A 12,367-nucleotide genomic window follows, 5' to 3' on the forward strand; every position below is an offset into this window, starting at 1 on the left:
TCACTATTAGTTATTTACTAAAAAGAGGGATTATGCTCCCTCTTTTAAAAACTTATACTGTGTCATATAAAGGTTGTAGTATACTCCTTTCTTTTGAAGGAGTTCTTCATGAGTTCCTACTTCCTTAATTCCTCCATCTTCTATAACCATAATTCTGTCACAATCTCTTATGGTTGATAATCTATGAGCTATTACAAAGGAGGTTCTTCCTTTTAAAAGTTTTTTAATTCCCTCTTGGACAAGCATCTCTGTATAAGTATCTATATTAGAGGTTGCTTCATCTAGAATTAAAATTCTAGGATCTGCAAGAAGGGCTCTTGCAAAGGAGATAAGCTGCCTTTGTCCTACGGATAATCTTGATCCTCTCTCATTAACTTCTGTGTCATAAGCTTTTTCTAATTTTTCTATAAAATCATGGGCATTAACTGCTTTTGCTGCTTTTATTATCTCTTCATCAGTGGCATCTAGCTTCCCATATTTAATATTTTCTTTTATACTATTTGAAAATAAAAAGGTGTCTTGAAGCATTATACCCATTTGACTTCTTAAGGACTCTAAGTCCACATCTTTTACGTCTATTCCATCTATTAAAACTTTTCCTGAAGTTGCATCATAAAAACGACTTATTAGGTTTATAATTGTAGTCTTTCCTGCTCCTGTAGCACCTACTAAGGCTATACTCTCTCCTGCTCTTACTTTAAAGTTTAAATTGTCTAAAACCTTAGTTTCACCATCATAAGAAAAATCTACATTTTTAAATTCTATATTTCCTTTAATCTTAGGCATTTTAGGTGCTTCTATTTCTGACTTTATTAGAGGATTTAAATCTAAAATTTCAAATATTCTCTCCCCTGCTGCAAGGTTTGTAATTAAGGTATTATAGAAATCACTAATGTTCATTATAGGTCTCCAAAACATAGATACATAAAGGGTAAATGAAATTAAAGTTCCTATTTCTATATGTCCTCCTGTGATTAACCTAATACCAGCAAAATAAACTAAAATGGATCCTCCACCCCAAGAAAGCTCTACAAGTGGCCAAAATAGATCATTTAATCTTACAGCTCTTACAAAGGAGCCTAGCATATCTCCTGTCATTTCTTCGAAGACTTCTCCTCTTTTTTCTTCTGCTGCAAAACTTTGTACTACTCTTATGCCTGAAAAGTCTTCATGGGTAAAGGCATTTAAGTTAGATCTTTTTTGTCTATACTTACCCCATCTTTTAGTTGATACTGCTTCTATGGAAAAAAGCCCTATAAATAATATAGGCAAAATTATAATAGCCCAAAGTGCTAATTTATAATTCATCCAAAACATTACAATGGTTACACAAATAAGACTTAAAAGTTCTGGAACTAAGTTTGTAATACTTGTGTTAAAAAGTGCTTGCAATGAATTAACATCTCCCATAACACGAGCTAATACCTTTCCTACTGGTCTATTATCAAAGAAAGAAAATGAAAGCTTTTGAATATGGGTATATAATTCATGTCTAATATTTATTAAAATTTTATTAGTTATTTTAGCCATATCACTTATTCTCTTTTTGGATGCAATCATAGCTAAAAAATTTAATACTGTAAGTATTATGGCAATAGTTATAAGTCCTTTTACATCTTTATTTGCAATATGAGTATCAATGGCTACCTTTAAAAGATAAGGATTTAAAAGTGAACATACCATAACAAATATCATTAAAACTGTAACTACAGCTACTTCTTTCTTAAATGGTTTTAAATAAGTTAAAAGTCTTTTTATTATATAAGATTTAGAATGATAATTAATTTTTTCATCTTGTCTTGTTGCATTAATTGCCATTATACCACCTCTCTTCCTTCTACATCTTCTACAAAGTCTTTAAATTGTTCTTTATAAATTTCATAGTATTTACCTTTAAGTTTTAATAGTTCTTCATGGGTTCCTCTTTCTGCAATTCTTCCATTATCCATGAAAAGTATAATGTCCGCATTTTTTACCGCCGAAATTCTATGAGCTATTATAAAGGTTGTGCTTCCTTTTTTTCTCTCATTTAGATTTTTAAGAAGTTGAAATTCTGTCTCCATATCTAAAGCTGAGGTAGAGTCATCTAATATTAATATAGGTGCTTTCTTAATTAAAGCTCTTGCTATGGATAACCTTTGCTTTTGTCCTCCTGAAAGCCCTATGCCTCTTTCCCCTATAATTGTTTCATATCCCTTTGGAAGCTCATTTATAAATTCCTCTGCACAGGCAAGGCTACAAGCTTCTTTAATATCTTTTAAGTTTCCTTCTGGCATACCAAGTTTTAAGTTTTCCTCTATGGTATCTGAAAATAAAAATACCTCTTGTGGAACCACTGCCATGGAATTTCTTAAAGTGTAAATATCTAAGTCTCTTACATCTACACCATCTATTAAAACTTCACCTTTTAAAACATCATAGTATCTTCCAATTAGGTTAACCAAGGAACTTTTTCCTGACCCTGTAGTTCCCATAATGGCTATGGTGCTACCTTGTGCTACTTTAAAGTTAATATCATTTAATATTTCTTCATTGTTATATTTAAAATCTACATTTTTAAACTCTATTTCTCCTCCTATTTTAGCTGGAGTTATACAGTTTTCTTTATTTTTAATTTCAGGCTCTGTATCTAATATTTTAAATATTTTTTTAGCTGAAGCTTTGTTTTGAGCTAGCATATTTGTAAGCCATCCAAGCATTCTCATTGACCATATCATGCTAAAAATATATCCATTAAAAGCTACTAATTCTCCAATAGTAAGTTCCCCTTTTATTACAAAATATCCACCTAAGGTTATCATAATAACAATAGATAAATTCGTTAAAAACTCCATAAGAGGAAGATGATTAGATAGAACTTTTGCCTGTTTCATATTTAATTTATAATAGGTCTTATTCATATTTAAAAACTTTAATATTTCATGTTTTTCCCTGGCAAAGGCCTTAACTAATCTAACCCCTGCTATATTTTCTTCTGCCGTAGTATTAAGTTCTGCATTTTGATCACTAATGTCATCATAAATTTTTCCTTCTTTCTTCTCAAGGCTTACAGCTACAAAGGCAATTGGAATCATAATTAATATACAAGCTAAAGCAAGCTTATAATTTATATATAAAAGTGCTATGGATCCAAAAACAAAATATATAGCATTTTCTATAAAAAGTCTTAGTCCAAAAGATAGAGTCTGCCAAATATTTTCAACATCCTCTCCTATTCTAGACATAAGCTCTCCAGTATTGATATTATCAAAATATTTAAAAGGAAGTATTTGAATATGCTTAAATAGTTCAACTTTTATATCCCTATGCACATCTGTTCCTAGTACATCAAATAAATATTCTTTTATATATCCAGTAATTGCTCTTACTATAGTAATACCTAATATTCCTAGTAATAGGGGAGTAACTAAAGATCCATCGCCACCTAATATGGCTTTATCTACAAGTTCCTTTGAAAGATAAGGTGTTACTAAATCTAAGCCTATGTTTAAAAGCATAGCTATAGTAGGTATAATTATCAGTAGTTTGTATTTTAGTACGTATTTTATAATTCGTTTCAAGGTTATTCCCTCCTTTTTAAGAAAAAAAATGCAAAATAAAAGGCCATGGAAATTCCATGACCTTAAACGCCTAAAGGGCCCTTATACGCATAAAAGGTCATGGATGATATCCCATGACCTTAAAGATGTCCTCTAAAGAAAACTTAGTAGAACTCTATGTATAAAAGTTTTGCTTTTATTTTCTAAAATCCTTATATACAGAGATAGGGTTATCACTTAAATTTATTTTTTTATTAACTTTTCTAAAATTAACATTGCCTCTAGAAATTATTAAGTTTAACATGCTTCCTACCTCCTTTTTTATATTTAGAATATTCATTAAATTTATTCTATAAATATAGTATATTACCATAATTTTATAATGTCAATACTTTTTTTAAAAAATTTTCAGTATATTTTTAAAAATAACAAAAGCACTATTAAATTATTCATTTAATAATGCTTCTGTTTTTAATATGCTTATTTATGACATTTATTTTCTTTTGCTTTTGCCATAAATTCTTCTATTTCATCTACTTCTTTTATGATATCTTTAGATAGGTTTATGCATCCATCTTCAGTTACAAGTAGATCATCTTCAATTCTTATACCAATGCTTTCTTCTTCTATATAAAGTCCTGGCTCATTAGTTAAAATCATTCCTGGTTGTAGTGGAATGTTGTAATCTCCAACATCGTGAGTATCTAATCCTAAATGGTGACCAAAAGTATGGAAATAATATTTTTGTAATTCACTTTCTTCTTTAATTAAGCCAAGTTCCATGCATCCTTTTGCAAGTTCTTTTTTAGATAATTCGTTAATATCTCTCCATAAAACTCCTGGTTTAACTGCAGCTTCTATAGCTTTTTGTGCTCTTAAAACTGCATTGTATACTGCCTTTTGTCTCTCTGTAAACTTTCCGTTTATTGGGAAGGTACGAGAAATATCTCCATTATAAAGTTTATGTTGGGCACCTAAGTCTAAAAGAACTAGGGTATTATCCTCTGCCTTACAACAGTTATCTTCATAGTGAAGAACTGTTCCATTATGTCCTGAACCTACTATAGTATTGAATGCTGTAAATTTAACACCATTTTTCTTTAAAGAATAATCAAAGAAAGCTTCAAGTTCATATTCCATCATACCTGGCTTTGCATGAGACCACATATTATAAATACCTTCTTTTGTGATTTCAATTGCTTTTTTAATTAATTCTATTTCCTCTTCAGTTTTAACTAATCTTAAATCTGCAATTTTGCTAAATACATTATTGATTTTTAAATGTGGGTATCTTGTTAAAATTTCTGTTGCAAATTCTTGTGATTCTGTTTTTCTAATTCCATATTCTTGTCTTTCAAGGTCTAAATATAAATTTTCAAGTTCTAATCTTCCTGTAGCTCTTCCAAATCCATCTTGGAATTGATCTAAATATTTAACATCTTCTATACCTGTTAATTCTTTAGCTTCTACATCAGATAATCTCTCTCCTACCCATCTTGCCATTACTGGGTCTTGTCTCTCAATGTAAAGGCTTTCATAAGTCTTTCCACCTATTTTTAATAACATAAATATAGCTTTTTCTCTTGGAAAACCAGTTATATAATAGAAGTTTCTATTTTGTACCCAAGAATATTTATAGTCTGCTGATTTATAAGGTGCATCTCCAGCAAATAATACAACTATAGAATTATCTTCTAATTTTTCTGCAAGTCTTTTTCTGTTTTTAATAAAAAATTCTTTATTCATTATAATTCCCCCCACTTTAAATAATTACCATTCTTATACCATAACGTTATCACTTTATATAATAAATTTCAATATATAAAACATTAATTTATTATTCTATCTTTTTATTTAAATATTTTTAGATTATAATTAATAAGAGACTCTAAAGACTTTAATTTTAATTAACATTTAGGTGGTGCAATTTATGTTTAAACTTATATTTTTATGTATTGCTGGATTTCTAGCTTCCTTTGTAGATTCTATTGCTGGTGGAGGCGGCTTAATAAGTGTTCCAGCCTTTTTAATGGCAGGTGTTCCGCCACATCTAACCTTAGGAACCAATAAATTCTGTGCAACTTCTGGCTCATTAACTAGCTCTATAAAATTTGCAAAAAGCAAAAAAGTTAATTTTAACCTTATAAAATACTTGATTCCCTTTACTTTATTAGGCTCTGTACTTGGGGTTATAGTAGTTGGCTTTATTCCTTCTAATTTTCTTCAAGGCATTGTACTTATACTTGTATTATTTATAGGAATATATACTATATTTTCTAAGAGTCTAGGTATGGAAGATAAGCATATGGATTTAACTAAAAAAAGTATTGTATATGGCATGATATTTGCTTTTAGTCTAGGATTTTATGATGGTTTTTTTGGACCTGGTACAGGCTCTTTTTTAATTTTTGGTTTTATAAAGATTTTTGGTTATGACTTTACTAAAGCCACTGGAAATGCAAAATTTTTAAACTTTGTTAGTAACATATCTGCCTTTATAATGTTTGCTATAAAAGGACAAATTATTTATACCTATGCAATTCCCATAGCTGTATTTATGATAATAGGTGCAAAGCTCGGAACAAAACTTGCTATAGAAAATGGAGCAAAGTTTATAAAACCTATTTTCATAGTAATGTCCCTTGCAGTCGGTATTAAATTGTTACTTCCATTTATAAGTAGACTTTTTTAAAATGTTTCAACTAACTAGAAGCTGAATAATATTTAAAGGGCTGTTTCAACAAGAATTTTATATACAATATGTTAATTTGAAAATTAGCACAATATATTGTAGTATTTATTCTTAATGTAACAGCCCTTACCCATTACTTAACTGCTCCCTTTCCCGAATCCGTAAGTTCTTCTAGTTCTATAGGGTAAGGTTGAAAGAAAGTCTGTTTTAGTAGGTTTTCCTCGTTAAATCTAATGGCATTGGAACGAATTAAATATAGTGGTGCACTAAATGGAACCTTTCCATTCCTATATCTTTCAATAGTCTCTAATATAAATGATTTCTCTGTGCTACTTATTTTATCTTTAAAATATCCCATAGCTTTCATAAGTACGTTTATATTAGATGTATATCTTGGTGCCCTAATTAATGAAGCTCCTAAGGTTTCCCTATACAAATTAAAGGTCTCTTCTACTTCATGCTCTTTCTGGTTTCCTAGAATCTTTCCTAAATTCTTTAAACCTTTTTGATTATAAGACATAAGTAATAGTTTATTTCTGCTATGAAAATCTATTAAAGCTTCTATAGATTTTTCCTTTTCTATCTCCCTAAAATCTCTCATTAAAAATATCTTTGTCAAAAAATGTTGTCTTATATTATAATTCTTAAGTCTACCCTCATCTTCTATAGGTAAATAAGGAAAGTTATCTATAACAGCTTCTCCAAAAACTCCTTTTCCCTTTTTAATACACATAGCTTTTTCAATGCCATTATAAATTTTAACCTCCTTTATACCACAGGAAGGTGATCTGCTTTTTAATATAAATCCGTCCACGTCCTGTAGATTTTTTAAAAACTCCTCGGAAAATTCATTCATAGACTTTGTAAGATCCTTCTTAGTATATGGTTGAATTAAAAGCACTTCTTCACTATCCTTATGTTGTACTAGCCTTATGGTATTTCTAGGTGTTGGAAGTCCAATATCAACTTCTGGACACACAGTTATAAACTCCACAAAAGGGTTTAAGCTTTCCAGAAATTTAAAATTCTCCATTTCCCCATTATATCTGCAGGCACTAAAACCTAAGCACCTACTTACTACAACCCTTGGTTTTTTAATAGTATTTTTCATGTTATATCTAATTCCTTTCATCACCTATATTACCCCGTTTAATTAATATTTTAACCAAAATTCTTTTTAATATCAATTAAAACTTAACATATTCTTGGAATCATAGCATTTTCTAAGGTATTGATTATTTTTAATCCTCCAAAGGAATTTTCCATATATACAGTTCTAGTCTTTTCAAAAGTAAAATTCCCTATGATTTCTGCCTCTTTCCCTTCCTCTAATATCCTTAGTTTTTCTAAAACTTTTTTTGCATATTCTTTTTTTACAACTATGACCATTCTCCCCTCACAAGCCATATACATTGGATCTAGCCCTAAAATATCACAAACACCTTTAACCTCTCTTCTTATAGGAATTTTATCCTCAAAAATATGAATACTTAAAGAAGTAAATTTAGAAATTTCGTTTAATATAGTCCCTAATCCCCCTCTTGTAGGATCTTTCATAAGTTTAATATAAGGAAAATATTCTTCTAAGTTTTCTAAAACTTTATTTAAGGGAGCACAATCACTTTCAAGGTTTCCCTGTACTGAAAGTTCATATCTATCTATAGCTATAGAAGTTCCATGATCTCCTATGGAACCTGTTATTAAAATTTCATCATCCTCTTCTATACCACCCATATTAAATTCTTCATCTACTATGCCAATACCAGAAGTATTTATATAAAGTCCATCTACGCTGCCCTTTGGTACTACCTTCGTATCTCCTGTAATTATTTTTACTCCTGTATTATTGCAAGTATCCACCATAGAGTTTACTATTTCTTTTAAACTTTCCATGGAAAAACCCTCTTCTATAATAAATGCAGTACTTAAATATAAAGGTTTAGCTCCTGAAACCACTAAATCATTTATAGTTCCACAAATAGCTAATTTCCCAATATCCCCTCCTCTAAAAAAAATCGGCTTTACCACAAAAGAATCCGTAGTAAATGCCATTTTTCCTTTTTCTATGGGAAATATTCCTGAATCTAAACCTTTTAATAGTATATTATTTCCAAAGCTTTTATAAAATAAATTTTCTATTAATTCATTAGTAAGTTTTCCCCCATCACCATGTTGCAATTTAATTTTATTATCCATAATAACCACTCCATTTATAAAGTATTAAATCTATCTTACTTTATAGCCTAACTATATTTATAAGAAATTAGACAAGATCCTTCTCTTGAAACCATACAAGGCCCTAGTGGATTTTCAGGAGTACAGTATTTTTTAAACATATTACATTGATTTGGTTCCTTATTTCCCAATATAATTTCACTACAAATGCAAGTTTCCTTAAGGTTTTTATAATCTATACTAAGATTAAACTTTTTTACTGCATCATAACTCCTATATTTTTCTTTGATAAAAAATCCTGAATTCTCTATTTTACCAATACCTCTCCAATAAGTTTCTCCCCTTGTGAAAATCTCTTTTATAATGGATTGTGCCCTTAAATTTCCTTCGAGAGTTACACAGGACTTATATAAGTTATTAAATCTTACATCTTTAAGATTGCAATCTATTAAAAAATCTATAGCACCTAAAATATCTAGTGCTTCAAATCCTACTACAGCTGCAGGAATATTGTATTCTTCTGTTATAAATTTAAAATATTCACTTCCCACAATAGAAGCTACATGTCCTGGACATATAATGCCATTTATATTGTGATTTTTCTTATTTAAAATCATTCTAATAATGGGTTCCATGGACTTTAATTCACATAAAAATGAGATATTTTTAATTTTTCTCTTATAACATTCATTGATGACTAATCCTATTATAGGGGCTGTAGTTTCAAAGCCAACAGCTAAAAAAACTACCTCACTATCTTTGTATTCCTCAGCAATTTTAATTACATCTAAAGGAGAGTATAATATTTTTATGTTTTTTCCCTCTTCTTTTTTATCCATTAAACTCTTTGAACTTCCTTTAACCCTTATAAGATCTCCAAAAGTACATAATATAGCATTGTGCTTATCTACAATATCTATAGCACTATCTATGTAAGCAATAGATGTAACACAAACTGGACATCCTGGCCCTGAAATTAACCTTACTTTAGGATATAAAAGTTTTCTTATACCATTACTTTCTATTGTAGAAGTGTGTGTACCACAGACTTCCATTATATTTATTCTCTCAATATCTGATTCTTTTATTTTTTCTACTAAAATTGAATTTAGATTCATATTGCTTACCTTTTATTACCCCTTTGTTATATTTTCTTTTTCTAATAACTCCTTATAAAAGGAACTTAAATAATTAAAGTATTCTTCTCTAATTTTTTCAATAGCACATCCCCCGTGAATCAATACATATTCACCTACTTTAATATTTTCTATAAGTTGTATATTAACTTTTGTTTCAATGCCCATGATAAAAACTGTAGCATAGTTATTTTCTAGAGCTAAAATTTTGCCCGGTACTGCAATACACATATTATTACTCCTTTTTATAAAACATATCTTAATTAATTTTTGCCCTCTCTACTATTAATTTGTGCATTTGCAATAGCTATTTGCCCAAAGGATATACCACCATCATTTATAGGTATTTCCCTATTAAAAAAGACTTCAAATCCTTTTTTATTTAAACCTTTATAAACAGAATTTAATAAGTAATCATTTTGAAAAACTCCTCCACTTAAAATAACCTTATTTATTCCATAAACTTCTCTTAATTTTGAAACTAAGAATATAGTAATTTCTGAAATAGTATTATGGAATTTAAGAGCTATTTTTTCCTTTGAAATTCCCTTGATCATATCTTTTAATATTCCTCTTATTATTTCTTCATATTGAATTTGAAAAATTTTATCTTCTCTATGAATAAAATAATTATAATACTCATATTCTGTATTCCTATATTCTCCTATTAAACTTTCTAATTCTATAGCAGCCTGTCCATCATATGTGATATAATTTCTAAGTCCTAGTAGAGAGGCAATAGCATCAAAAAATCTCCCAACACTAGAAGTCTTATAACAATTTATATTATTTTTTAAAGCTTCCTTAATTAGAACTATTTTTTCTTTTTCTATGCCCTCTAAAACATCCTCTATTTCATATCCTATATTATATAAATATGAGGCAGCAATCCTCCAAGGTTCTTTTATAGATTTATCTCCTCCTTGAATGGATACATACTTAAAATGCCCAATTCTTCTAAAAGAAATCATATCCCCTATAAAAAATTCTCCTCCCCATATTGCTCCATCTAGTCCATATCCAGTACCGTCGTATATTACACCTATGACCTTCTCATAAATAGAATTTTCCATAAGACAACTTGCCATATGAGCATGATGATGTTGAATAGGTACTTTTATTCCTTTAAATTTAGAAACATAATCCTGTGTTACATAATTAGGATGCATATCATAAGCAATAATTTTAGGATTAGCATAAAAACTCTCTTTAAAATATTCTATTAATTGTACATAGTTATTATATGATTTAAGATTTTTTAAATCTCCAAGGTGCTGACTTACATAAACTTCTTGTGGATTTGAAAGTGAAAAAGTATTTTTTTCTTCTGATCCTAAAGCTAGAATTCTATGTTTTACAGGCTTTTTAAATACTTTTGGAGCATATTCCCTTCCTATTCTAAGAATACACACATCTTTCATAAATACCTTTACTAAGGAATCATCTATAGGAAACTCTATATTAATATCATGAACTAAAAAATAATCCACTATATTTTTTAAACTTTCAATGGCCTCTACGTCTTTATGCTCAATAAGTCCCCCACTGATATTTCCACTGGTTACAATTAATAAATCTAAGTCTTCTCCAAATAAGGCTCTATGAAGTTCGGTATAGGGTAGCATTATTCCTAAGGTACTTAGTTTTGGCGCAATAATATCCATAAGTTCACTACTAAGAGATCTATTTTTTAATATAACTATAGGTTTTTTATTGCTTATTAGAATTTTTTCTTCTTCCTTAGTTAAACTACAAACATCTTTTACTATATCTATATCTCTTCCCATCATAGCAAAGGGCTTATGTGGACGGTTTTTTAATGTTCTAAGTCTTTTAACCGCTTTATAATCCCTTCCATTACATACAAGATGAAATCCTCCAAGTCCCTTTACTCCTATTATGCTTCCTTTTTTTATAAGATTTATAGCATAATCTATAGGGCTTTTAACATCCATATAATTCCCTTGCACATCTTTTAAAAATACATTGTTAAAAGAATTCTTTTCTACGTTTTTCATTTTCTAATTTACCATCCTTGTTATTCCTTAAATTCTCCTTGTATGCTTTCTATAATAGCAGTTTGACTCTCTAGATTTTCTCTTTTCTCTATTAATATCTCACTCCACTCTCCAACCAAAGTTTTATTTGTATTATTTAAATGTTTGTAGAGATTTTCTGAATTTACATGACTATCTAAACTTACACTTACTTTAAGCTTATTTACCCTTTCAATACAGTTCTTCTTACAAATTTGCTCTAAGTTTTTTCTAATATTATCCAATAACATAGTATCATGCATTACATATTCCCCCATTTATTTTTATTTTAAAATCGTATAGGCATTTTTGTTCATATGATGGTTATAACATCCCATATAAACAAGCCTTACTATTTTATTAATACACCCACTTTAGGCAATTTATTTAAAATAGTCATATCTCCTCCATGACAAGACATAAATTGTGTTGTTAAATCTTGTCCTGCTTTTACTCCAAAATGAGTTCCTCCACCCCATGCTGGATTAAAACTCACATCATATACAACTCCATTTATAGCTATATATGCAGGTCTCCCCTCTGCTCCATCAAACTTCGCAAGTTCATTCAATGTAAACTGCTTAGGACTTTCCCTGAAAAAATCCCCCTCATCTAATTCATCTAAAAATTCTATAATCCTTTCCATATTTGTTCTCATTAAAGTTTTATAACGACTCCACTCTTTATGGTCTACACTTAAAAGAATTCTTTGAGCATAATAACAATTTTTCCATTGGAAATTATATATAATTTCTTCTAGTTCCCTTTCCCTTCTCATTTACTCACCCT

Annotated in this window: 11 protein-coding genes; 1 reads left to right on the forward strand and 10 read right to left on the reverse strand. The window is 29.3% G+C overall.

What is annotated here, in order from left to right; all coding sequences use genetic code 11:
• Positions 1-30: 30 nt before the first annotated feature.
• The 3 genes from FNZ64_RS00200 to FNZ64_RS00210 all read right to left on the reverse strand — a co-directional run bounded on the left by FNZ64_RS00200 (position 31) and on the right by FNZ64_RS00210 (position 5,285).
• Positions 31-1,818, reverse strand: coding sequence for an ABC transporter ATP-binding protein (locus tag FNZ64_RS00200; RefSeq protein WP_142412872.1), 1,788 nt, complete (start codon positions 1,816-1,818; stop codon positions 31-33).
• Positions 1,818-3,560, reverse strand: a complete 1,743-nt coding sequence (locus FNZ64_RS00205; protein ID WP_142412873.1) for an ABC transporter ATP-binding protein — start codon at positions 3,558-3,560, stop codon at positions 1,818-1,820. Before FNZ64_RS00205 ends, FNZ64_RS00200 begins: the two co-directional genes overlap by 1 nt.
• A 459-nt stretch (positions 3,561-4,019) precedes the next feature.
• On the reverse strand, positions 4,020-5,285 hold the full coding sequence (locus FNZ64_RS00210; RefSeq protein ID WP_142412874.1) for an aminopeptidase P family protein: 1,266 nt from the start codon (positions 5,283-5,285) through the stop codon (positions 4,020-4,022).
• 184 nt (positions 5,286-5,469) lie between these two features.
• Here FNZ64_RS00210 and FNZ64_RS00215 point away from each other — a divergent pair, with 184 nt between their 5' ends.
• Positions 5,470-6,231: a TSUP family transporter gene (locus FNZ64_RS00215; protein WP_142412875.1), complete on the forward strand. Its 762-nt coding sequence runs from the start codon at positions 5,470-5,472 to the stop codon at positions 6,229-6,231.
• A gap of 133 nt (positions 6,232-6,364) precedes the next feature.
• On the opposite strand, the gene FNZ64_RS00220 is transcribed toward FNZ64_RS00215, so the two are convergent.
• The 7 genes from FNZ64_RS00220 to FNZ64_RS00250 form a co-directional block, all read right to left on the reverse strand.
• Positions 6,365-7,363 carry a YbgA family protein gene (locus FNZ64_RS00220; protein WP_243129189.1) on the reverse strand — a complete coding sequence of 333 codons (999 nt, stop codon included), beginning with the start codon at positions 7,361-7,363 and terminating at the stop codon, positions 6,365-6,367.
• A 62-nt stretch (positions 7,364-7,425) separates the two neighbouring features.
• Positions 7,426-8,427, reverse strand: coding sequence for a hydrogenase expression/formation protein HypE (gene hypE, locus FNZ64_RS00225; protein ID WP_142412876.1), 1,002 nt, complete (start codon positions 8,425-8,427; stop codon positions 7,426-7,428).
• A gap of 47 nt (positions 8,428-8,474) precedes the next feature.
• Positions 8,475-9,524 carry a hydrogenase formation protein HypD gene (gene hypD, locus FNZ64_RS00230; RefSeq protein ID WP_142412877.1) on the reverse strand — a complete coding sequence of 350 codons (1,050 nt, stop codon included), beginning with the start codon at positions 9,522-9,524 and terminating at the stop codon, positions 8,475-8,477.
• Positions 9,525-9,539: 15 nt separating this feature from the next.
• The gene (locus tag FNZ64_RS00235) at positions 9,540-9,773 is read right to left on the reverse strand and encodes a HypC/HybG/HupF family hydrogenase formation chaperone (protein ID WP_142412878.1); all 234 of its coding nucleotides are present in this window, start codon (positions 9,771-9,773) and stop codon (positions 9,540-9,542) included.
• Positions 9,774-9,805: 32 nt separating this feature from the next.
• On the reverse strand, positions 9,806-11,560 hold the full coding sequence (gene hypF / locus FNZ64_RS00240) for a carbamoyltransferase HypF (RefSeq protein WP_142412879.1): 1,755 nt from the start codon (positions 11,558-11,560) through the stop codon (positions 9,806-9,808).
• A gap of 20 nt (positions 11,561-11,580) precedes the next feature.
• The gene (locus FNZ64_RS00245; RefSeq protein WP_142412880.1) at positions 11,581-11,841 is read right to left on the reverse strand and encodes a hypothetical protein; all 261 of its coding nucleotides are present in this window, start codon (positions 11,839-11,841) and stop codon (positions 11,581-11,583) included.
• Positions 11,842-11,930: 89 nt separating this feature from the next.
• On the reverse strand, positions 11,931-12,356 hold the full coding sequence (locus FNZ64_RS00250; protein ID WP_142412881.1) for a cytochrome b5 domain-containing protein: 426 nt from the start codon (positions 12,354-12,356) through the stop codon (positions 11,931-11,933).
• Positions 12,357-12,367: the final 11 nt, after the last annotated feature.

This window comes from Hathewaya massiliensis (assembly GCF_902143515.1).
GTDB lineage: Bacteria > Bacillota > Clostridia > Clostridiales > Clostridiaceae > Hathewaya > Hathewaya massiliensis.